This is a genomic window from Myxococcus stipitatus DSM 14675 (assembly GCF_000331735.1).
Taxonomy (GTDB): domain Bacteria; phylum Myxococcota; class Myxococcia; order Myxococcales; family Myxococcaceae; genus Myxococcus; species Myxococcus stipitatus.
The window spans coordinates 4756624-4777643 of the sequence record NC_020126.1 but is presented as its reverse complement, the minus strand read 5'-3'; the positions used below and the strand labels follow the sequence as shown (position 1 = coordinate 4777643).

Genomic DNA, 21020 nt, shown 5'->3' with positions numbered 1-21020 from the left:
AAAACGCGTTCGTGGCTATGAATTGTGGCCAGTAGGATGGCGCGTATGCCTGCTTCCCGCCGGCTTCTTCTCCGGCATGCCTGGATCGCCTGTCTTCTGCTGACAACCTGGGGGTGCGCCTCCGTCGCACCCCGTTTTCCCCAAGACATCCAGACGTCCTTCGCCCGCGACTCCATGCGGAAGCTGACGACGGAGTCCCTGGAGCTCTACTACCCGGAGCACCTCAAGGGCCCCGCGCTGAGGATGGCGGCCCGACTGGAGGGGTGCGTCGCGCGGCTGCGTGAGGACACGTGGCGCAAGACACCTCGGGACAAGCTCCTCGTGTACCTGACGAGCGCGGACTTCAACAACGCGTACGTGGTGCCGGACCTCGCGAGCACGCCGCAGCAGATGGTGATGCCCTCGCACATGTCCCTGGAGCTGTTCCACTTCTTCGGCCTGGGCGAAGTGGACGTCGGGGACGTGGCCTGTCACGAGGCCGTGCACTACGTCCAGCTCCAGCAGACCAACGGGCTCTGGGGGTTCCTCAACACCTTCACGGGGGGCCTGTTCCAACCCAACATGTTCACCGAGTCCTGGTTCCTGGAGGGACTGGCCACGTACTACGAGGGCCGCTTCGGCAAGGACACCGGACGTCCGCACAGCCCCGTGTGGCGGGGTTGGTTCGACTCGGTGGTGCAGGCGCGCGAAGGGCGGATGGACCCGGGGTTCCTGTCTCCGGAGAACCGGGAGCTGGACCCGTTCGGCGGGAACTACCTCACGGGCATGCACTTCGTGGAGTACCTGGCCACGAAGTACGGCGAGGCGAAGCTGTGGAAGCTGGTGGACAACCAGGGCAGCAGCATCTTCTCCCCGTTCGGCGTCACGCTGCGCTTCAAGAGCGTCTACGGGAAGGACATCGGCTCGCTGTTCGCCGACTTCACCCGGGACCTGCGTGAGCAGTTGATTCCGCGGGAGCGTCCGGAGACGCAGCAGGTCTGGGTGCGCGACGCGGGGTACTTCTCGCGCCTCGCCTCGCATCCCGCCTCGGGTGCGACGGCGCTGGTGAGCGTCGGGCGCAAGACGTACTCGCGGCTGACGGTGCGCGATGCGGATGGCCGGGTGCGCTTCGAGCGTCCGCTGGTGGAGCTGCTGCCCTTCCGCCGCTGGGTGCTGGGCTCTCCCACGCTGGTCAGCGGCATGTCCTTCAGCACCGACGGGCGATGGCTGTACCTGGTGATGGCGGATGTGAACGCCGTGGGTGCCTACGACGCGAAGCTGTGGCGCGTGGACGCGGGCACCGGCGACGTGGCGCGTGTCTGGGACGACGTGAAGGGCATGGGCGGGAGCATCACTCCGGACGACTCGGCGTATGTCTATGTCCACATCGACGGAGACACCGCCAACCTCATGCGGCTCGAGCTGGAGTCGGGGAAGCAGGAGCAGCTCACCCGGTTCGATGCCAGTGCCCCCGTGGGTCCTCCGGCGATCTCGCCCGATGGCGCGCGGATGGTGTTCCCCATGGAGGGAGCGGACGGCTGGGACCTGGCCCTGCGCGAGGCGGATGGCGGCCTGCGCTGGCTGACGCGCGACGGATTGTTCAACTACTCGCCGAGGTGGCTGGACGCGGAGCACATCGTGTTCCTGCGCGAACACCTGGGGCGGCTCCAGGTCCACACGATGAACGTCTCCACGCGAGAGACGGCGCGCATCACCGACGCGCCCTTCCTCGTGATGGACGTGAGTCCCATGGGCCCGGGTGAGGTGGCGTTCCTGAATCGGGATGGCGCGTCGTTCACCATCGACCGCGCGCCACTGATTCCCATCCCCGAGAAGAAGCCCCCCGAGCCCCCGGCCCTCGTGACCGCGCCGCCAGAGCCCGTCCCTCCGGCTGCGCTCGATGAGCCCATGAGCCCTCCCCCGCTCACGGAGGTCCCCGCCCCCGAACCTTCGACGCCTGCGCCCCCGGAGCCAGTGCCCGCGACGCTCACGCCCGAAGAGCTCGTGGCCTTCCCGGGACCGCCCGCCTCCGCGAGCCCCGGGACAGCAGCTCCGTCCACGCAACCCGCACCAGGCACGTCACCCGGAGCACCCGCGGAGTCCCCCTCGGGTGAGTTCGAGTCCTTCCCCGCGCCTCCGCCAGACGCTCCGGTGGTGTCCGCTCCGTCACTCGCGGAGGCCCCCCCGCCGAGCCCCATCACGAGTGGACTCGAGGCCCCTGTCGTCGCTCCGCCGCCCGACCCCGGCAAGGCCGTGGAGGTGCTCTCCGACGAGCCGTACTCGTCACTGGAGGGGCTGCTCATCCCCGAGCTGCGTGTCCCCTATCTCTGGGTGGCCGCGAACACGGAGGACACCGACAAGGACAAGGACCAGGACGACTTGCTGCTCTACGGCGGCGTGGTGCTCTCCGGGAAGGACCGGCTGGGGTTCCATTCCTACGCCCTGTCGTTCGACTACAGCTCCCGGGACGAACAGCCCACGCTCTCCCTCGCGTACGGCAACGCGCAGCTCGCGCCGTGGTACGTGCAGGCCTCGTTCTCGCGGGTGCGGGAGAATGACCGGACGGACCTCCAGGCCGTGGCCATCGCCTCGCGCACGTTCTGGACGACGCCCGTGAGCATCGGACTGCTGGCCCTGCGTCGCGAGTACGACGCCGTCGGCACGTTCCCCAAGCTCATCACGCGGTTGATTGGACCCGAGATCGCCGCGTCGTACTTCGCGGGAGACGCCACGTCGTACGGAGGGCTCCAGCGAGGTCTCGGACTCTCGATGAGCGGGGCCATCTATCCGCGAGCGTTCGCCAGCGACTCGACAATGGGCGACGTGCGCCTGGCCGTGGATGGGTTCTTCAGCGGCTGGAAGCTCGGAGAGGACCACATCCAGCTCTCCGCCGTCGGCCGCTACCTGCCCGGTGCGCCCGCGAAGCTCCTCGAGGTGGGTGGACTCAATGCGGGACAGGTCTGGTACACGAACCGCCGCTCGACGGAGACCCAAGGACTTCCGCTGCGGCTCCAGCCAGGCGTCGCCTTCAGCGAGTACCTGCGCGGCTACGAGGACCACACGATTCGCGCCCGGAACGTGCTCATCGGCGGAGCCACGTACCGCTATCGCTTCGTCGTGGACCACGGCTGGGCGTCCACCGTGTGGCTGCTCCCCTCGCTCTTCGTGAGCAACCTGCAGCTCGAGGTGTTCGGGACGCTGGCTCGCACGGACAACCGCGACAATCACGGTGCGTTCGGCGCCAACGTCGCGCTCCAGTTCACCATGGGCCAGTCCGTGCCCCTCTCCCTCTTCTACCAGTTCGCCCGGCGCTACCCGACGAAGGACGGGCTGGGAGACCTGCACCTCGTGGGGCTCGGGCTGTAGCGGGTCCTACTTCGCGCGGCCCAGGCCATACAGCCCGGCCGCGCGGGCATGGGCCAGGACACCGGAGGGCACCAGGTCCGATGGCTCCGCGCCTCGCGCGAACTGCTCGCGAATCGCGGTGGAGGACACCTCTGCCAGGGGCGGGCCCACCGTGTCCGGCGCGGGATAGCCCGCGCGATAGAGCACGATGACGCGGGCCATCTCCTCGATGCGGTGGAAGTCCTTCCAGTGCGGCAGGTCCTTCAGGATGTCGCTGCCGATGATGAGCGACCACTTCACGTCCGGATAGCGCTGGACCAGCAGGGCGAGCGTATCCACCGTGCGGCCCGACAGGCCCGGCTCGCGCTCCACCTGCGTCGTCTTCAGCCAGCCCGAGGTCTCCCGGCACATGGCGTCACACATGGCGACCCGGTGCTCGAAGGACTCCATCTGCTTGCCGAACGGGTGCTGCGAGGACGGCATGAGCCACACCTCGTCGACACCCTGGGTGGCGTGCACGTAGGCGGCGGCCATCAGGTGCCCCACGTGCGGCGGATTGAACGAGCCTCCAAGCAGCGCGACCTGCACGTCAGGGCCTCACATCACTTCAAAGTCAGCTTCGGGGACTTCTTATCCAATACCAGAGGCCGCGGCTCCAGCACCCTGTGACCATCCAGCCGGTACGCGGAGAAGCGCAGGTCCCGGTCTCCCTTCTCCAACAACCCGCAGGTCTGCTCGGCGGCGCCCACCAGCCGCCCCGGCGTCAGGAAGTAGCGGGGACCAATCTGGACGACCTTGGGCTCGGAGTCCTTGCCGTGGATGAAGACGAGCGCGTTCAGCAGGTCCTCGCGCGTCAGGTCATTCTTGTCATGCACCACGCAGCACAGCGTGTCGCCCAGGAGGTCCATCGCCTTGTTGTTGATGGAGGGGTCCCGGTACTGGAGGGACTCGCGCTCCGGCACACGCACGAAGCGCTCCATCACGAGCCGCCGGTCCTCTTCCGAGACCACGTCCGCCGGGGCCGCCGCGCGCGCCGGAGTGCGAGGCAGCGCGTCCTGGCTGCCCAGCCACTGGCTCACGTCCGCGAGGAAGTCGGCGTCCGAGTACTCGCGCCCGCCCCGGCTCTTCTGCCGCCGCCAGAGCAGCCACTCATCCAGGTCCGTGTAGCGCGCGCCCGTGAAGAGGAAGCGCCGCGCCCCAAGGGAGCGAAGCAGCTCATAGGCCGCATCGAAGGCTTGAAGGTCGCCGTGGCTGTCGGAGAAGACGCCAATCACGTGGAAGGTCCCACGCTCAAGCGTACAGCAGGTAGGGCTCCCGTTGCTTGGCGAAGCGCTCGGTCTGCGCGGAGAAACCCTCCATGAGGCGCTCCAGGCTCCAGCCCTCTTCGATGCCCCGGCGCACCTGGTCCGTCCCGCACAGCAGGTCGAACGCGGGCACGTCCTCCACGAACTCGTACGCATCCGCGCGCCAGGCGAACTTCCCGGGGCCGATGTCATGGAGCGCCTGGAAGAGGGCGATGCCCGTGCGCAGCGGCTGGTACGCCCGCCGGTCCGTGACGTGGATGAACGCGCCCGTGCAGGACTCGCCCCGGTACTTGTCGAACGTCGGCGTGAAGCCCACCGCGCGGAACGCCACCCCCGGCAGGTCTTCCTTCGCGAGCCGCGAGAGCAGTGCGTCCGAATCCACCCAGGGGGCACCGAACTGCTCGAAGGGTCGGCACGTCCCGCGCCCCTCGGAGACGTTGGTGCCCTCGCCCAGGCATATCCCCGGGTACACCAGCGCGGTGTCCGGCGTGGGCATGTTGGGGGACGGCGAGATGAACGGCAGGCCCGTGTCGGACCAGAAGTGCTCGCGGCGCCAGCCCTCACAAGGCACCACCGTCAGCGCGCAGCCGAAGCCCTCTTGCGCGTTGAACATCCGCGCGAGCTCCCCGGCCGTCATGCCGTGGCGGTTGGGCAGCGCGTACAGGCCCACGAAGGAGCGGAAGCCCTCCCCCACCAGGTTGCCTTCCATCGCCTGACCGTTGAGGGGATTGGGACGGTCCAGCACGTAGAACGGCACCCCCGCCTTCGCGGCCACCTTCATGGCCAGCGCCATCGTGTAGACGTAGGTGTAGTAGCGGGAACCCACGTCCTGGATGTCGAAGACGAGCGCGTCCAGGCCCTTCAGCGACTCGATGCGCGGGGACAGCGACTCGAAGGTGGAGCCGTAGAGGCTGTAGACGGGGACGTTCGTGCGACGGTCTCTCGCCTCGTCCACGGCCACCATGTACTGGGCCTCACCGCGGATGCCGTGCTCCGGACCGAACAGCGCGCTCAACGTCACGCCCGGCGCCTGGGCCAGCAGATCCGCCAGGTGGCGGAAGCGCGAGTCCACGCTGGTGGGATTGACGATGGCGCCCACGCGCTTGCCCTTCAGCGCCGAGAAGCCCTGCTCCGCCCACACGTCCAGTCCCGTCTTCACCTTCGTCACGGTGCGTCCTTCCTCACGAGGCGCTCGAAGACGGGCCCCTCAATCCTTGAAGCTCTTGAGCACGTTCTGCGCATGGGACTTCGAGTCGCACTTCCCCATCCCCAGGAAGCCGCCCGAGCCATCATCCGCCCCGCCATCATCGGCCAGATCCTCCAGCTCGCCCAGCGCGCTCACCATCTTCAGCGAGCGCACGGCATCCACCGCCGCGACGCGCACGCCGCACGAGGAATGCGAGAGCAGGTCGATGATGCGGTCCTCCGCGTCGCCGTTGCCCGCCCGCACCGCGCGCGCGTAGTCGTCGATGGCCCGGCGCGTGTTCTCCATCGCCTCGTCCAGACGCCCCTGCAGATAGAGCCGGCGGCCCTGGTCCTCGACCTCGGCGATGAGCTTGCGCGCTTCCTTCACCAAGGGGTCGCGCTCCGCCTTGGGCGCCTTCTCCACCGAGGAGATGGCCCGCATCGTGGCCCCACCCCCGAACGCCAGCACACCCACGCCCGCGAACACCGCCAGCGCGCCCACCACCCACAAGGCCCTCCCATGCGGCGCCAGGGAGCGCAGCGCGCCCGCGAGTCGTCCTCCGGGCGGCAGCGACTGCTCCAGCCGCGTGAGGAGCGAGCCCCCCGCCGTCCGAGCCTGACGTCCCAGCACGGAGGCCTGTTGTCCCAATACCACCGCACCCGCGGCGGCGCGCTGGCCCAGGGCCGCGGCCATCTGGCCAATCTGCGCGAACTCTCCCGACGGCATGCCCAGCGCGGACTCCGGCACGCGCGACAGGCCCAGGTTTCCGTAAGGCGGAACCGACTCGGCGCCAGGGGCCTCCGCGACGGCGCCCGGCTGCGGCGCCTCCACCCGATAGGGCGCGCGCGGGACGTGGAAGACGCGGATGCGGCCGGGGATGCCCTTGAGCTCGAAGGAGCCGACCTCTCGCGAGGGCACCTCCGCCTTGTTCATCGCCAGGTAGACGGCCTCGGTGAAGTACACCTCGCCCGCCTCGGCGAGTCCCTCCACTCGGGCGGCGATGTTCACCGGCTCGCCGAAGACGTCGTTGCCCTCCAGCCGCACCTCGCCGACGTTGATGGCGACGCGGACCTGGATCTGCTCCGACTCGGGCGCGCCCCGGTTGTGGTGCCAGAGGCGGTCCTGGATGGCGACGCCGCTGAGGACCGCCTGGGTGGGCGACTCGAACGTGACGAGGAACGCGTCACCGATGGATTTGACGATGCGTCCACCAAACGCCTTGAAGAGCGGTTGCAGCAAGGCACCGTGGACGTGCAGCAGGCGCTGGTTCTCCTCCAGCGTCTGCCGACTGGTCCGCTCGGTGAAGCCCTTGATGTCGGTGAAGACGATGGCGAGGTTGGCGGTCTTCAAAGCGCGCGCAGCATATGCGCCACGCTCCGAGGTGCAATCGCGACGACGCGTCGCGACGTCGACCGTCAGCGGCGCGACGGCTTGAGCGCTCGCATGCGCCGCTTCTCTTGCGGCTCCATGGACTTGCGCACCTTCGCCGCCAGTTGCGGGCGGTCCGTCCGCTCGTAGAAGTCGGCGAGCCGGCGGAGCACCAACGGGCTGTCCGGCTGAAAGCCCCGCGCCGCGAGAAGTTCTGTCTCAGCATCCAAGAGTCGCTCCTGCTTCTCGAGCACCTCGGCGAGCTGGAGGCGTACCTGCACCCACTCAGGCTTGAGTCGGACCAGGTAGCGATAGTGGAGCTCCGCCTTGAGCAGGTCCCCCTGGGAAACCCACAGGCCCCCGAGCCGGAAGCGGGCTTCCTCGTAGGACGCGCGGTGCTGCACCGCCGTCTCGTACGCGCGCGCGGCCTGGAGAGGCTGGCCCCGCTCCTCCAACAGGAGGCCCTGGAGATACCAGGCGCGCGGATTCGACGGAGCCACCTGGAGCGCCACGTCCAGGTGGGCCTGGGCCTGGTCGACGGAGCCCCCCAGCTTCAGCAGCAAGCGGGCCGCCTCCAACCGGGGCAGCTCCCATTGGGGCTTTGCCCGGACCAGGGCCTCGACGGCCTGGAGCGCGGCGGTGTCATCCCCGCCCGCTTCCAGCGCCAGGGCGTCGGAGAGCGACGTGGGCGCGGGGGCCGAGGGCTGGGACTGTGCCAGCGTCAGGGTGGAGGCCCGCGTGGCGTCGGGTGCGCCCGCCAGGCAAGCCACCAGGAAAACCCAGTGCATGCGCGGCAGATAGCAGAGCCAAGCCCGGCTCCTCAATAGATCCTCTTGACGGCCGGACGGCCTCGCATGAAACCCATGACCGTGCAGATCTCCGAAAAAACACTGGAAGACCTTGGTTTCTCGGATGTGCTCCGGGCCCTGACGCAGCGCTGTCGGACCGAGCCAGGACGGGAGCGAGTCCTCGCCCGCCCGTTCCACGACACGGCGGAGCAGGTCTCGGAGGCGCTGGCCTTGGTGGCCGAGTCGCGCGCCCTCTCCCAGGAGCAGTTCTCCCTCCCCCTCGGCGGCGTGGTGGACCTGCGCATCCCCGCGGGGCATGCGGCCAAGGGTGGGATCCTGGAGCCGCGGCAGCTGATTGACGCCGCACAGCTCCTGTTCGCCTTCGTCCGCACTCGTGAGGCCCTGGACGAGCGCAAGGAGCGAGTCCCCCGCCTGATGGACATCGCCCGCAGGCTCCCCATCCTGGAGTCGCTGGCGCGGCGAATCGACCAGTGCTTCGAGCCCGACGGTGAGATCTCGGACCGGGCCAGCCCCGAGCTCCGCGAGGCACGAGATCGCGCTCGCGGCCTTCACCGCCGCATCAAGACGCGTCTGGACGAGATGCTCCACGACGTGAACTTCGTCTCGAAGCTGCGTGAGAACTACTACACGCTGCGCAACGGACGGTACGTGGTGCCGGTGGTGTCGAACTACCGCTCGGAGATCGACGGCATCGTCCACAACGCGAGCCAGACGGGCCAGACGCTCTTCATGGAGCCGCAGGTGATGGTGGGCCTGGGCAACGACCTGGCCATCGCGCAGTCGGTGGTGACGGAAGAGGAGCGGCGGGTGCTCCAGGAGCTGAGCCAACAGCTCGGCCGGGAGTCGGACCGCATCATCGAGGGCCTGGAGGCCGTGGCGGAGCTGGACGAGGCCGAGGCCGTGGCCATCCTCTCCGCGGACCTGGACGCGACCACGCCCGCGTTCGCGGATGTGACGGAACTGGAGCTGCGCCTGCTGCGCCATCCCCGCCTGGTGCTCAAGGGCACGGAGGTGGTGGCCAACGACGTGACGCTCAACGGCGTCGCGAAGGCGTTGGTGGTGTCGGGCCCCAACGCGGGCGGCAAGACGGTGACGCTGACGGGCGTGGGGCTGTGCGCGCTGATGCTGCGCGCGGGCCTGCCGATTCCGGTGGCGGAAGGCTCGAAGATGCCGCTGTACCGCTCCGTGCACTCCACGGTGGGCGACTCGCAGGACCTGGCGCAGGGCCTGTCCACGTTCAGCGCTCACGTGGTGATGCTGCGGGATATCATCGCGGTGGCCGGCGAGGGCTCGCTGGTGATGATTGATGAAATCGCCGCGGACACGGACCCTCGCGAGGGTGCGGCCATCGCCATCGCGGTGCTCGAGGACCTGCTGGCGAAGGGCGCGGTGGCGCTGGTGACCACGCACCTGGAGGAGCTCAAGGCCCTGGCGCACATGGACCCGCGCTTCCTCAACGCGCGGGTGGGCTTCGACTCGAAGCGCATGGCGCCGACGTACCGGTTGCAGATGGGCGCGGCGGGTCAGTCCTCCGCCATCGAGGTGGCGGCGCGCGTGGGCCTGCCGCAGCGGGTGTGCGAGCGCGCACGCACCCTGACGATGAACGCGGGCGGCCCGCTGTCCCAGGCCCTGGCCGCGGCCGAGGAGGAGCGACGCAAGCTCTCCGAGGAGCTGGAGCGGGCACGGCAAGCGGCGAAGGAAGCCGAGGAGCTGCGCGCGGACCTGGAGAAGCAGAAGCAGACCTTCGAGCGCGAGCGCCGCGCGAAGATGATGCAGTTCAACGAGGACGTGCACGCGGCGAGCGAGCACGCGGCCGCCGAGGTGCGAGAGCTGCTGACGAAGCTGCGCGCCGAGCAGAACGAGAAGGCGCTGTCGGAGGCTCGGATGCAGCTGTTGCAGCGGGCGGAGGACGCGCAGAAGCGCGCGCAGGCCGCGAAGGCGGAGCTGTTCCAGGTGGAAGCACCGGGGCCGGTGAACCTGAAGGTCGGCGCGTGGGTCCACCACTCCGGGCTGAGCCGGGACGTGGAGATCCTCGAGCTGGCGGAGGACTTCGCGGTGGTGTCCGCGGGTGGGGCCATGAAGATGCGGGTGCCCACGTCGGAGCTGTCGGGCTCCCGCTCGCGAAAGCCGCAGCAGTCGAAGTTCCCGGAGCGGCAGAAGCAGGATGCGGCCTTGAAGCGCGCGGCCACCGCGGCGCCGTCACAGGTGGAAGCGACGAACTTCCGCTGCGACGTGCGTGGCATGCGCGCGGACGACGCGCTCGCGGAGGTGGAGTCGTTCCTGGACCGGGGCATGCGCAGCGGAGAGGAAGCCGCGCTCATCGTCCACGGCCATGGGACGGGAGCGCTGAAGCAGGCCCTGCGGGACTACCTGGCGAACTCGCCGTACATCCGCATGTATCGCCCGGGCGAGAGCCACGAGGGCGGCGACGGCGTCACGGTTGTGGCGCTGCGCTCCTGAGCCGCCAACTGCTTGGATTGAAAGGCCCTGCCCGACAGCAGGGCCTTTTTTGTTTCACGGGCCTTTGAAACCCAATGGCCTTGGGCTTGCGACGCACCCACCCAGGTAGGACTGCCGCTGCACGGGGCTCACGGCTTCGGACACCTGGGCACATGTCTGGGATGACTCGGGCGCCCCTCTTCGCGCGAGCAAGCACTCTGACTTCGCGCGAGTCAACGTCGACCCGACGTCCGTCAAACCATACACCGAGACAGCCTCGGGGTGCGGCGCCATCATGTTGGCGGAACACCTCCGCACATCAACATTGTCAACCATGGCTGACACCTCGATGGCGCTCCGACTCTCCATTCACGAGCGTCTCTCTTTGCTGCTGAGACCTCCCAATGAACACCCCCTTGCCGAAGATTGCCTTGGAGGAAGCCTATCTTCACCCCTCCGATGTCGCCCGGGTGCTCGGCGACGAAGCCGCCCTTGCCCGGCTCTCCGATGGTGGTGGCGTCACGACTGAATACTACCGGCCGATTCTCCACCGCCTCGGCGACTTCGATGAGGCGCGCCTGCACAGCATGGACGAGGCGGGAATCGCTCACGCGATCCTCTCCCTGACCGCACCGGGAATCCAACGCATCGTCGACCCGAGGGAGGCCGCCGCGCAGGCTCGACTCGAGAACGACTTCCTGGCGGGACGGATCGCGGAGCACCCCGAGCGATACTCTGGCTTCGCCGCTGTCGCACTTCATTCGGGGGCGGAAGCCAGCGCCGAGACTCGTCGAGCAGTCACGGACCTCGGCTTCAAGGGTGTGTTGATCAACGGCTACACCAACACCCCTGACCCGAACGTCGGCATCTACCTCGATGACCCTTCGCTCTACGGGTTCTGGGAGACGCTCTGTGAGCTCGATGTCCCGGTCTACCTGCACCCTCGCCCATCGCTCCCGGGTGGCTTCGCGCCCTACTCCAGCTACCCCGAAATGAAGGGTGCCACTTGGGGCTTCGGCATGGAGACCGCTTCGCACACTGTCCGGCTTCTGCTGGGCGGCCACTTCGACCGATTCCCGAGCTGCAAACTCATTCTCGGGCACATGGGCGAGGGCCTTCCCGCCCTGCTGTGGCGAACCCAGAACATGTTCAACCTGAACCCCTTCGACAAGCGCCTCAAGAAGACGCTCCCGGAGTACTTCGCAGACAACATCTGGATCACCACCAGCGGCACCTTCTCCGACAGCGCTCTCACGAACGCCATCCTCACCGTCGGTGCCGACCACATCATGTTCTCTGTCGACTACCCCTACTCCGAGACGGCCCCCGCCGCGGCGTGGATCGACCGGGCCCCCATCAGCGAGCTCGACCGGAGGAAGATCACCCACGGCAACGCCCGGGACCTGTTCCAGCTTCCGCTGCAACCCGCCAGCTACTCAGGGGCTGTCCCCGCGCAACCCGAGGCGCAGTTGAGCTGACGAAAGGAGAGACGGTGCTGGGACCAGGCAACGGGCTTTGCAAGCGAGGCCCCCGCTCACCGTCTCCCTTGGTGTGCCCCCCTCATCCCGCGGCAATCCGCGCCCGGCGTCAGTCGCGGTCAGACCCCGCGTGGAGCGAGCGTCTCGGCTCGCGCACTCGCACCGAGGGATACACATGCACTGGGTCATTCAGGACAACCTGTTCAACGAGCGTGGCTTCCGAGACCTCGTGCAGGTCCTGGAGCGCGGTGACATCCCTCACACGCGGGTGAAGGTGATTCCCTTCGACGGGGGCGTGGAGCCCTTCGTCGATGTCCCGGGCCCCGTCGTCATCATGGGCTCGCTCACCCTCACGCGTTACGCGCGGAAGCGCGGCTGGACACCTGGCGCGTTCCTCAATGACCAGTTCGACTTCCGCGTCTGGCGCGAGCACCTCGGCGAGCACCTGTTGAACGCCGACGCCCACGTCTGCCGCTTCGCCGACGTGTCCGAGCGGGAGGGGCCGTTCTTCATCCGCCCCTGCCTGGATGACAAGGCCTTCTCGGGAATGGTCACCACCTGGGAGGACTTCCATCGCTGGCGGGAGGGAGTCCTCGCGGTCCAGGAGTACCCGCAGCTCACCGCGGAGACCTGGGTGGCCGTCAGCGAGCCTCGACACATCCAGAGTGAGTACCGGATGGTGGTCGTCGACGGCCAGGTCGTCACGGGGACGCGATACAAGCTGGGGGCTCGGGTCTTCGCCTCTCCGGAGGTCGAGCCCGTGGTGTGGAACTTCGCCCAGCGGATGGCGGACCGCTGGGGGCCGGACCGGGCCTACGCGCTGGATATCTTCATGCACCAGCACCAGCCCTACGTCGGGGAGATCAACACCCTCAACGCGGCGGGCTTCTACGCCTACGACGTGGGGAAGATGGTCGCGGCCATCGAGGCCATGACCTTCTGACGCCACCTTCCCCGCGCCACATCAACGGACTCCAGTGCGGCTGACGGTGACCGAGGAGATGACGTCATTCCACGGCCCGCCAGCCACGCTGTTGATGTCCGTCACGCTGCGGGACGTGTTGAAGCACCGGCCCGACTGGTACGAGTGCTCGCACAGCGTCGCCTGATAGGGCCCCAGAACCGTCACGGAGCTGAGCAGGTCGTTGAAGCCCAGGTCGCCCAGGAACCCCACGGAGGACGTGAGCTGCACCACGTTCCCTTCTTGCTGACCGTGCTCATGGAGATACACCCCGTCCGCGGCCGAGTAGCCCTGGACCGCGTAGATGTAATCACCCGACGAGACCTTGTAGCCCCGGCCGTAGTCCGCATACGCCCAGTTGCTCAGCCCTCCCGGCGTCCGCTTCACCACCACGGACCAGAGCTGGAACGGAAAGCGCGAGCTCAACCGGCCATGGAGCTGCTGGGCCCGCTCTCCTGAACCACCCGAGAGACTCCCGAGCTGGCCATTCACGTACCCCGCCAGATACGCGGGCCCCACCACGCTCGTCACCGTCCGCGAGGGAAAGGCGATGTGAGTGAAGTCATCCATCGAGTCGGACTGGTAGAAGGCCCCTTCGTGGTGCATCCACCCCGCCCACTCGCGCTTCAACGCCATGAAGTGCCAGGACCGCCCCGGCGCGGCGTTCGACAGGAACGCCTGAAGCCCATACCAGCGCGACTCCGCGTCTCCGCCAATCGTATACGCCGTGTTCTTGAAGATGAGATTGAAGTCCGTCGGGAGCTGCGCGGACGACGGCAGCAGCCGGACGTTGAGCGCCAGGATGGCATCAATCAACCCCGCCCCCGGGAAGTCCATCATCATGACCCCGGCCCGCTGGGCCCACCCGCCCACCAGATGGTCGACCGCGTAGTCATTCACACCCCGGTAGTCGATTCCCAGGATGTTGATGCCCCCCGCGACATGTCTGGGATAAGCCATCGCCGACGAACCACTCAGGAAGTTCACGAACAGCTTCGACGATGAGCCGCTCTGGGTCCTGTCCAGGTGCGCCCGGACCTTGTTCCACTTGTCGTCGATGTCCGCGAGCTGCGACACCGTCCAGTCATCCTGGAGGTCCAGCGCTCCCCAGGGGATGCCGTACGTCCCACCCCCGAAGTCATCCAGGACGACAATCTTCCCTCGCACCTCGCCCAACGTGGGCACGTGCGAGCCACGCCAGAGATAGGGATTGTACTCCGGACGATTGCGATACCACTCGAAGGTCTGCGCGAAGCTCCGGGTGACATCCTCCTCCGTGTGCTCCTTCTTCACGCGCATCACCACCGTCTCGGTGGGATTCGCCTGCAAGAACTGGATGGTGGTCTGGAGCACGTCGTCGAAGTTGACGTGCAGGTAGACGACCCCGTGATGAATCGTGAACCGGTCCCCGATGTGTCGACACCGGATGTCCACCGCTCGAATCCCCGCGTCCAGCTGCGTGCGCAAGTCCAGGGACTGCGTCTGCGTCAGGTCTCCCCCATAGGATTGATACGCCATGGTGTCGTGCGTCCCCGGCAGCGAGAGCGCCGCGAGGCTCGTCGAGCTGGAGATCCAGCGCATCCACGACGGATGGCTTGTCTCGATACTTCCAGAATGATTGTAGTACCGGCCCCTCGCAAAGGCTGGCATCCCTGGCAGGAAGAGGCTCAGGACCAGCAACACCACCAGACTACGAAGACACGGCTTGGACATGATTGTCTCGCGTTCAGCGTGTGGAAGTGGACACCGGAGTGGCCCCATGTCGGGAGAAATATGTCGAAACGAGGAAAACAAGCTATCCGCTTGAAACAAGAACATATCATGTGCAACAAAAGAGCCCCTTCTTCAGAAAGGTCGTGCCTTGAGAAACAGCGTCTGGAGGACGTTCTGCTTGGCGTGGGTTGGTGCCGGTCTCGTGGCTTGCAGCGCGGCGCAACCAGAAGGAGAAGCACCCAGCGAGGGAGCCAAGGACGCGGATGTCCAGGCCGCGCTGGCGCGGTTGCCTGGGGCCGAGGTGCTCGGGCGGCAAGAAGGTGTTCCCTTCCTCATCCGCGGTGAGCTGGGGCGGCTGTCCCCGAGTGGTGTCTCCGCGCAGCGCGCTCGCGCGGACTCCGGTGCCGAGGCGAGGGAAGCCCTGACGGACATCGCCGGAGCCTTCCGTCTGCGCGGCGACGACCTCGTCTTCCGCCGGGCCAATGTGGATGCCCAGGGGCGCAAGCACCTGCGCTTCCGCCAGCTCCACCAGGGCCGGCCCGTCGTCGGCGGAGAGCTGGTGCTCCACGCCGACCCGGATGGCCTCATCTATGCCGCCAACGGCTCCGCTCGCGGCGGCACGACGTCCGCCACGGAGCCGACCGTGGCCTCCGACGCCGCGCGCTCGGCGGCACTCGCGGGCACGTCCATCACGCGCGCCAACACCGAGGGCGTGCCGACGCTCGTCTACGTGCGCACCGACGGCAGCGATGAGCTGAAGCTCGCATGGCAGGTGCGGCTGGTGGGCACCCGTGAGGACATCAAGGCGGATGACCTGGTCTACGTCGACGCCCAGCGCGGCGGCGTGCTGGCCACCCACCCACAGATTCACGCGGCGCTCGACCGGCGGGTGTACAGCGCCAACAACGGGAGCACCACGCCTGGAACGCTCAAGCGCTCCGAGGGTCAGGCCGCCACGGGCGACGCGCACGTGGACATGAACTACGACCAGCTCGGGAACACGTACAACTGCTACAAGACGCTCTTCAACCGCGACTCGTATGACAACGCGGGCGCGCAGCTCATCAGCACCGTCCACTACGGCAGCAACTACGTGAACGCGTACTGGGACGGCACGCAGATGGTGTACGGCGACGGCAACGGCGTCGACTCCATCGAGCTGGGCAAGGACCTGGACGTCACCGTCCACGAGCTGACCCATGCCGTGACGGACACCGAGTCGGACCTCATCTACTCGGGTGAGTCCGGCGGCCTCAACGAGTCCATGTCCGACATCTTCGCCGGCGTGTGCGAGAGCTGGACGCGCAGCTGGGCCACGGACGCCGACGTGTTCATGGTGGGCGAGGACATCTGGACGCCGGGCATCGCCAACGACGCCCTGCGCTACATGGACGACCCGGCCAAGGACGACGTCTCGCTCGACTTCTACGGCGACTACTCGTCCGGCGTGGACGTGCACTACAGCTCCGGCATCAGCAACCTCGTCTTCGCCCTGCTCTCCAAGGGTGGGACGCACCCGCGCGGGAAGACCACGCAGGCCGTGGCCGCCATCGGCCCGGAGAAGGCCGGCCGCATCTTCTACAAGGCCAACACCGACCTGTTCACCCCCAGCACCACCTTCGAGCAGGCCAAGGCGTACACCGTGCAGGCCGCGCAGGACCTCGGCTACGACGCGGCGACGGTGCAGGCGGTGACGAACGCGTGGCTCGCCGTGGGCGTGCCGCCCCCGCCGCCCGTGACGAACCCGCTGACCAACGGCGTCCCGGTGACGGGCCTGTCCGGCAGCTCCGGCAACAAGAAGTACTACACGCTGGAGGTCCCCGCGGGCTCCCCCACGCTGACCTTCACCACGACGGGCGGCACCGGTGACGCGGACCTGTACGTGCGCTTCGGCGCCGTCCCGAACTCCGGCACCTACGACTGCCGTCCGTACGCGAGCGGCAACGCGGAGACGTGCTCCTTCAACAACCCGCAGGCCGGCACCTGGTACGTCATGGTCAACGCGTACACGACCTACTCGGGCGTGACGCTGACCGGGACGCACTCGGGCGGTGGCACGGGCACGCCGACGACGGAGACGGCGACGGGCACGGTGACGCGCAACGAGAACGACAACTTCGGTCCCTACAGCGTGGTACCGGGCACCAGCTTCACCGTGACGATGACGGGCACGCGCAACCCGAACCTCTATGTCCGGTTCGGCGCGGCGCCCACCACCACCACGTATGACTGCCGCCCGAACACGTCCGGCGCCTCCGAGACGTGCACGCTGACCGTGCCCTCTGGCCAGTCCTCCGCGTACGTCATGGTGCGCGGCGCCGGCAGCCAGACGGCGAACTACAGCCTGACCATCAAGTACACGAAGCCCTGAGTCAGGTCGCATCCTGAGCAGCCCACGGCGGGCGGTGTCCTTCGGGATGCCGCCCGTCGTGCGTTTCGCGACCTACGCGGGCGAGAGCGACTGTCCCGACAGCACGCGCGCCAGCGCCGCCGCCTGCTCGCGCTCCTCGCCATCCGCGCTCCGGCCGACAGGCGCCAGGTGCGCTCGTGCCCGCTCCGGGTCCGTCTTCGCCAGCGCCAGGGCCAGCACGAGGTTCGCGCCAGGATGCTCGGGGTGGGCCGCCAGCACGGGCTCCACCACGCGTGCGGCCCGGGCGTCATCGCCGCGCTCGAGCAGGGCCATCGCCAGGTCGCGCGCGGGGCCTGGCTCCGAGGGCGCCTTCGCGTGGGCGAGCTCCAGCAACTCCACGGCCCGGGCGCGCTCCCCTGCCTCGTCCAGGACCCGGGACAGCGCGTGCATCACCTTCACGTCCCCCGGCGACTCGTGGAGCGCGGCCTCCAGCAGCCGCCTCGCCTCCTGGGTATCCCCTGCCTCCAGTCGAGCCATTCCGTCGCGATACAGGTCCTTGCCCACGACCGCTCCTTCTCGTCACGCGATGCGTCAATCACATCCACGCAACTTCCACCCTACAAACTGCGACAAAACAAGAGAAGGCTCTCTCGGGAACACACATGATCGTTCGCACGCCCCCAGCCACGGCCCGCCGTCCTGTCTCCTCCAGCTCCGAGTCGCCGACCGCCGAGCGCGCCAATGCGGCGACGGTGCGTCCGCACGAGAAGGACACGTTCACCAAGGCCACCACGGCCGCGGCACGCGTGGGTGCGGCCCCGGCCGGGGACCACGGCAAGCTGATGCGGGAGTACCTGACCGGTGCCCGTCCGCCGCCCGCCGACTTCGAGAAGGTGATGGGCTACAAGCCCTTCTCCATCCAGACGAAGCACGGCCAGCGGATGCAGGACCCGTTCGGCTCCGCCTCCGCGCCCGGCAAGATTGGACCGGACAAGGAGTTCGACCCCGCGGCCAAGACGCACGACTACGGCTACGACCTGCTGCGCTACTACGACCGCAAGGGCACGCCCCTGAGCGACGACGCGCGCAAGTCCGCCGACGCCCTCTTCCGCGAGGACCTGTTCCACTTCGCCAATGACCAGAAGGGCTTCGGCGCCAAGCTGAAGTACCGCACCTGGGCGCAGATCTACGCCACTGCGGTGGAGCTCAACTCGCGCGTCCAGGGCTACGGCCCTCCGTGACGAGCCCCGAGCATGGGGCGCGGGCATCATTCCGCGCTCCACCCACTCACTGCATCCCGTAGCGCCGCAGCTTGTCGTAGAGCGTCCGCAGGCCGATGCCCAGTCGCTGCGCGGCCCGCTTGCGGTTGCCACCCTCGTCCGCGATGGCCTGCTCGATGGCCATCCGCTCCAATTCCTCCAGCGTCTTGTCCGGCAGCCGCGCGCCCACGGTGGCAACGGGCGTCGCCTCGGGGGCGCTGGTCGCGTCGAGCCAGAGATGGCGCGCCTCCACCACCGAGCCGTCCGCGAGGATGGCCGCCCGCTCCAGCGCATTGCGCAGCTCGCGCACGTTGCCCGGCCACGGAAACGTCTGCAGCCGCGCCGACGCCTCCGAGGACAGCTTCAACCCCGGACGCCCCAGCTCGTCACCGATGCGCCGCAGCAACAGCTCCGCCAAGGGCCCCAGGTCCTCGGGCCTCTCGCGCAGGGACGGCAGTCGGATGGGGAACACCGCGAGCCGGTGGTAGAGGTCCTCGCGGAACTCTCCGCGCGCCATCATCGCCTTGAGGTCGCGGTTCGTCGCCGCCACCCAGCGCACGTCGGCCTCCAGCGTCCGCGTGCCGCCCACGCGCTCGAAGCGCCGCTCCTGGAGGACCCGCAGCAGCTTCGCCTGAAGCTCCGCCTTCAGCTCCCCCACTTCATCCAGGAAGAACGTCCCGCCCTGAGCCAGCTCGATGCGCCCGCGCCGCTGCGCCACCGCGCCCGTGAAGGCGCCCTTCTCGTGGCCGAACAACTCGCTCTCCAGCAACGTCTCCGTCAGCGCCGCGCAGTTGACCGCGACGAAGGGCCCCTCGGAGCGCTCACTCCACTGGTGCAGCGCCCTCGCGGCCACCTCCTTGCCCGTGCCGCTCTCGCCCACCAACAACACTGTGGCCTGAGTGGGAGCCACCTTGCGCAGCGCCTCCACCACGGGCCCCATCGCCGGCGAGCCCCAGCTCAACACCACGGACCCGGTGGACTGTCGCGCCTCCGCCCGGAAGTTCAGCAGCGCGCGGCGCTCCAGCGCACGAGCCACCGTCAACCGCAGCTCCGCCGGACTCCCCACGGGCTTGAGCAGGTACTCGAACGCACCGGCCTTCATCGCCGACACCGCGCTCTCCACCGAGCCCACCGCCGTCAGGACGACGACCTCCACGTCCGGCTGCTCCTCGCGCACCTTGCGCAGCAGCGTCAGCCCATCCATCCCAGGCATGCGCAGGTCCGTCACCAACAGGTCCACGCCCTGCTTCGCCAGGAGTCGCGCGGCCTCGGCTCCGTCGGCCGCCGTCGTCACCAGGTGGCCTTCGACCTCCAGTGCCTCCGCGATGAACGAGCGCACGCCCTCCTCATCGTCCGCGACGAGAATTCGCGCCATGACTCAGACTCCCCTCGCAGGAACCGTGAGGCGAAACTCCGCGCCCCCCTCCGCATGAGTCCTCGCAACCACCGAGCCCCCATGCAGCTCGACGATGCGGCGAGTAATCGCCAACCCCAGCCCCACACCGCGCAGCCGCCCCGTGACGAAGGGCTCGAAGATGCGCTCCTCGTCTCCCTTCGGAATGCCAGGGCCATGGTCTCGCACCGTGAAGATGAGCGACGTGCCCTCGCGCTCCACGTTCACCTCCACGCGCCGCCCATCCGGGCTCACCTGCACCGCGTTGCGCAGCACGTTCTCCAACGCCTGCTGGAAGCGCCCCGCATCCAGCTCCCAGTGCTCACGCCCCGGGAGATAGTGCGCCTCCACCCGCGTCTCCCCCGTCGCCTCCACCGCCGCGCGCAGCACCTCGTTCGGGTCCGTCCCCGTGCGACGAAGCTCGCCGCTGCGCACGAAGGCCAGCAGGTCATTCATCAGCTGCTCCAGCCGCACCGCCTCACCGACGATGCGGTCCGCCTTGGGGCGCAGCACTTCGTCCCGCTCCACGCGCTCGGCCAGCAGCTGGGCATGGCCCTTGAGTGACGCCAGCGGATTGCGCAGCTCATGCGCGAGCACCGCGGACATCGTGCCCAACGCCGCCAGCCTGCGTCCGCGCTCCAGCTCCGTCGCCAGGGCCTCGCGCTGCGCCAACGAGCGCGTGAACGCGAACGTCAACCCCAGGATGCCCATGACCGACACCACCGCGATGACGAGCAGGTGCTGGGAGCGGTCCGTCAGCTCGAGCGCGGTGATGGGCTCGAACTCATAGCCGATGCGCAGGTTGCGGCGAGGCTCGGGGGGCGGAGGCGGAGGCTCCGAGCCAGCCACCGCGGCCTGCGGGTCCGGCCGAGGCTTCCGAAGCCGGTGGATGAACCGACCCTTCCCCTTCTCGATGCGCAGCTGCGCGCCGTCTTGAATCTCACCCAGCGAGCCCTCGCCGACCGAGGTCAGCACGCGCCCGTCCTCGATGATGGCCACGTACCGGAGGCCGCCCTCCTGGTGGGCCTCCAGGAAGGCCCGCAGCGACTGCTGGCTCGGCGGGCCCGTGCCCTCCCGGAAGGCATCCAGCCCGGCGTGCATCAGGACGTTCGCCATGCCGCGCACCACCAGCGACGACGCCTCCACGGCCGACCGGCGGATGAAGAGCACCGTCGATAGCAACACGGCGCACATCAGCCCCACCAGGGCCCAGGGCATCCACGGCCCCACGGGCCGCCTCCATCGGGCCACGAAGCTCATCGGTCGTGACCTCTCCCGAGGTGTCTCCCACTCCATGAGGTTCCTCCGCTCGCTGCGAACTCTGCATGCACGGTGCGGAATCCGCACTCCCTTCCGTCATGCCCTCTCTCCGCGCGAGCGCCCCATGGCCTGGTTGCTGTCGAGCCCATTTGCCTCTCTCCAGGGGTTGGAACGGC

Annotated in this window: 15 protein-coding genes; 6 read left to right on the top strand and 9 right to left on the bottom strand. The window is 68.3% G+C overall.

The genetic code is table 11. From position 1 onward, the window contains the following. Positions 1 to 36 precede the first annotated feature (36 nt). Positions 37 to 3345: a TolB family protein gene (locus MYSTI_RS18655; protein ID WP_015349334.1), complete on the top strand. Its 3309-nt coding sequence runs from the start codon at positions 37 to 39 to the stop codon at positions 3343 to 3345. A 6-nt stretch (positions 3346 to 3351) separates the two neighbouring features. Here the strand turns inward: MYSTI_RS18655 and nadD are convergent, their stop codons facing one another. The 5 genes from nadD to MYSTI_RS18630 all read right to left on the bottom strand — a co-directional run bounded on the left by nadD (position 3352) and on the right by MYSTI_RS18630 (position 7970). Beyond that, on the bottom strand, positions 3352 to 3912 hold the full coding sequence (gene nadD / locus MYSTI_RS18650; RefSeq protein WP_015349333.1) for a nicotinate (nicotinamide) nucleotide adenylyltransferase: 561 nt from the start codon (positions 3910 to 3912) through the stop codon (positions 3352 to 3354). A 14-nt stretch (positions 3913 to 3926) separates the two neighbouring features. Then, positions 3927 to 4598, bottom strand: a complete 672-nt coding sequence (locus tag MYSTI_RS18645) for a hypothetical protein (RefSeq protein ID WP_015349332.1) — start codon at positions 4596 to 4598, stop codon at positions 3927 to 3929. 16 nt (positions 4599 to 4614) lie between these two features. Next, positions 4615 to 5796, bottom strand: coding sequence for an exo-beta-N-acetylmuramidase NamZ family protein (locus MYSTI_RS18640; RefSeq protein ID WP_015349331.1), 1182 nt, complete (start codon positions 5794 to 5796; stop codon positions 4615 to 4617). Between the two features lie 39 nt (positions 5797 to 5835). Beyond that, entirely contained in the window at positions 5836 to 7164 is a 1329-nt protein-coding gene (locus MYSTI_RS18635; protein ID WP_015349330.1) for an adenylate/guanylate cyclase domain-containing protein, read from the bottom strand. Between the two features lie 65 nt (positions 7165 to 7229). Continuing rightward, positions 7230 to 7970, bottom strand: a complete 741-nt coding sequence (locus tag MYSTI_RS18630) for a tetratricopeptide repeat protein (protein ID WP_015349329.1) — start codon at positions 7968 to 7970, stop codon at positions 7230 to 7232. A gap of 75 nt (positions 7971 to 8045) precedes the next feature. Between MYSTI_RS18630 and MYSTI_RS18625 the strand changes: the two genes are divergently transcribed. The 3 genes from MYSTI_RS18625 to MYSTI_RS18615 all read left to right on the top strand — a co-directional run bounded on the left by MYSTI_RS18625 (position 8046) and on the right by MYSTI_RS18615 (position 12851). Further along, positions 8046 to 10451, top strand: a complete 2406-nt coding sequence (locus tag MYSTI_RS18625) for an endonuclease MutS2 (RefSeq protein ID WP_044280886.1) — start codon at positions 8046 to 8048, stop codon at positions 10449 to 10451. 383 nt (positions 10452 to 10834) lie between these two features. Then, complete coding sequence (locus tag MYSTI_RS18620; protein ID WP_015349327.1) at positions 10835 to 11908, top strand: amidohydrolase family protein; 1074 nt, start codon at positions 10835 to 10837, stop codon at positions 11906 to 11908. Positions 11909 to 12083: 175 nt separating this feature from the next. After that, complete coding sequence (locus MYSTI_RS18615; RefSeq protein ID WP_015349326.1) at positions 12084 to 12851, top strand: ATP-grasp domain-containing protein; 768 nt, start codon at positions 12084 to 12086, stop codon at positions 12849 to 12851. Positions 12852 to 12872: 21 nt separating this feature from the next. Here MYSTI_RS18615 and MYSTI_RS18610 read toward each other — a convergent pair whose 3' ends face one another. Further along, complete coding sequence (locus tag MYSTI_RS18610) at positions 12873 to 14450, bottom strand: phosphatidylinositol-specific phospholipase C (RefSeq protein ID WP_233278310.1); 1578 nt, start codon at positions 14448 to 14450, stop codon at positions 12873 to 12875. Positions 14451 to 14784: 334 nt separating this feature from the next. On the opposite strand from MYSTI_RS18610, the gene MYSTI_RS18605 reads away from it, so the two are divergent. After that, positions 14785 to 16953 carry a M4 family metallopeptidase gene (locus tag MYSTI_RS18605; RefSeq protein ID WP_233278309.1) on the top strand — a complete coding sequence of 723 codons (2169 nt, stop codon included), beginning with the start codon at positions 14785 to 14787 and terminating at the stop codon, positions 16951 to 16953. A 72-nt stretch (positions 16954 to 17025) separates the two neighbouring features. Here MYSTI_RS18605 and MYSTI_RS18600 read toward each other — a convergent pair whose 3' ends face one another. Then, positions 17026 to 17496, bottom strand: a complete 471-nt coding sequence (locus MYSTI_RS18600) for a tetratricopeptide repeat protein (RefSeq protein ID WP_015349323.1) — start codon at positions 17494 to 17496, stop codon at positions 17026 to 17028. A 98-nt stretch (positions 17497 to 17594) separates the two neighbouring features. On the opposite strand from MYSTI_RS18600, the gene MYSTI_RS18595 reads away from it, so the two are divergent. Then, entirely contained in the window at positions 17595 to 18173 is a 579-nt protein-coding gene (locus MYSTI_RS18595) for a hypothetical protein (RefSeq protein ID WP_015349322.1), read from the top strand. Positions 18174 to 18219: 46 nt separating this feature from the next. Here MYSTI_RS18595 and MYSTI_RS18590 read toward each other — a convergent pair whose 3' ends face one another. After that, on the bottom strand, positions 18220 to 19566 hold the full coding sequence (locus MYSTI_RS18590; RefSeq protein ID WP_015349321.1) for a sigma-54-dependent transcriptional regulator: 1347 nt from the start codon (positions 19564 to 19566) through the stop codon (positions 18220 to 18222). Positions 19567 to 19569: 3 nt separating this feature from the next. Then, positions 19570 to 20844, bottom strand: coding sequence for a sensor histidine kinase (locus MYSTI_RS18585; RefSeq protein WP_084668162.1), 1275 nt, complete (start codon positions 20842 to 20844; stop codon positions 19570 to 19572). Between the last annotated feature and the right edge of the window lie 176 nt (positions 20845 to 21020).

Coding starts and splice junctions, on each gene's coding strand:
- MYSTI_RS18655 (WP_015349334.1), top strand. CDS start 37: ATGGCGCGTATGCCTGCTTCCCGCCGGCTTCTTCTCCGGCATGCCTGG.
- MYSTI_RS18615 (WP_015349326.1), top strand. CDS start 12,084: ATGCACTGGGTCATTCAGGACAACCTGTTCAACGAGCGTGGCTTCCGA.
- MYSTI_RS18610 (WP_233278310.1), bottom strand. CDS start 14,450: ATGCGCTGGATCTCCAGCTCGACGAGCCTCGCGGCGCTCTCGCTGCCG.
- MYSTI_RS18630 (WP_015349329.1), bottom strand. CDS start 7,970: ATGCACTGGGTTTTCCTGGTGGCTTGCCTGGCGGGCGCACCCGACGCC.
- MYSTI_RS18585 (WP_084668162.1), bottom strand. CDS start 20,844: ATGAGCTTCGTGGCCCGATGGAGGCGGCCCGTGGGGCCGTGGATGCCC.
- MYSTI_RS18590 (WP_015349321.1), bottom strand. CDS start 19,566: ATGGCGCGAATTCTCGTCGCGGACGATGAGGAGGGCGTGCGCTCGTTC.
- MYSTI_RS18625 (WP_044280886.1), top strand. CDS start 8,046: ATGACCGTGCAGATCTCCGAAAAAACACTGGAAGACCTTGGTTTCTCG.
- MYSTI_RS18620 (WP_015349327.1), top strand. CDS start 10,835: ATGAACACCCCCTTGCCGAAGATTGCCTTGGAGGAAGCCTATCTTCAC.
- MYSTI_RS18595 (WP_015349322.1), top strand. CDS start 17,595: ATGATCGTTCGCACGCCCCCAGCCACGGCCCGCCGTCCTGTCTCCTCC.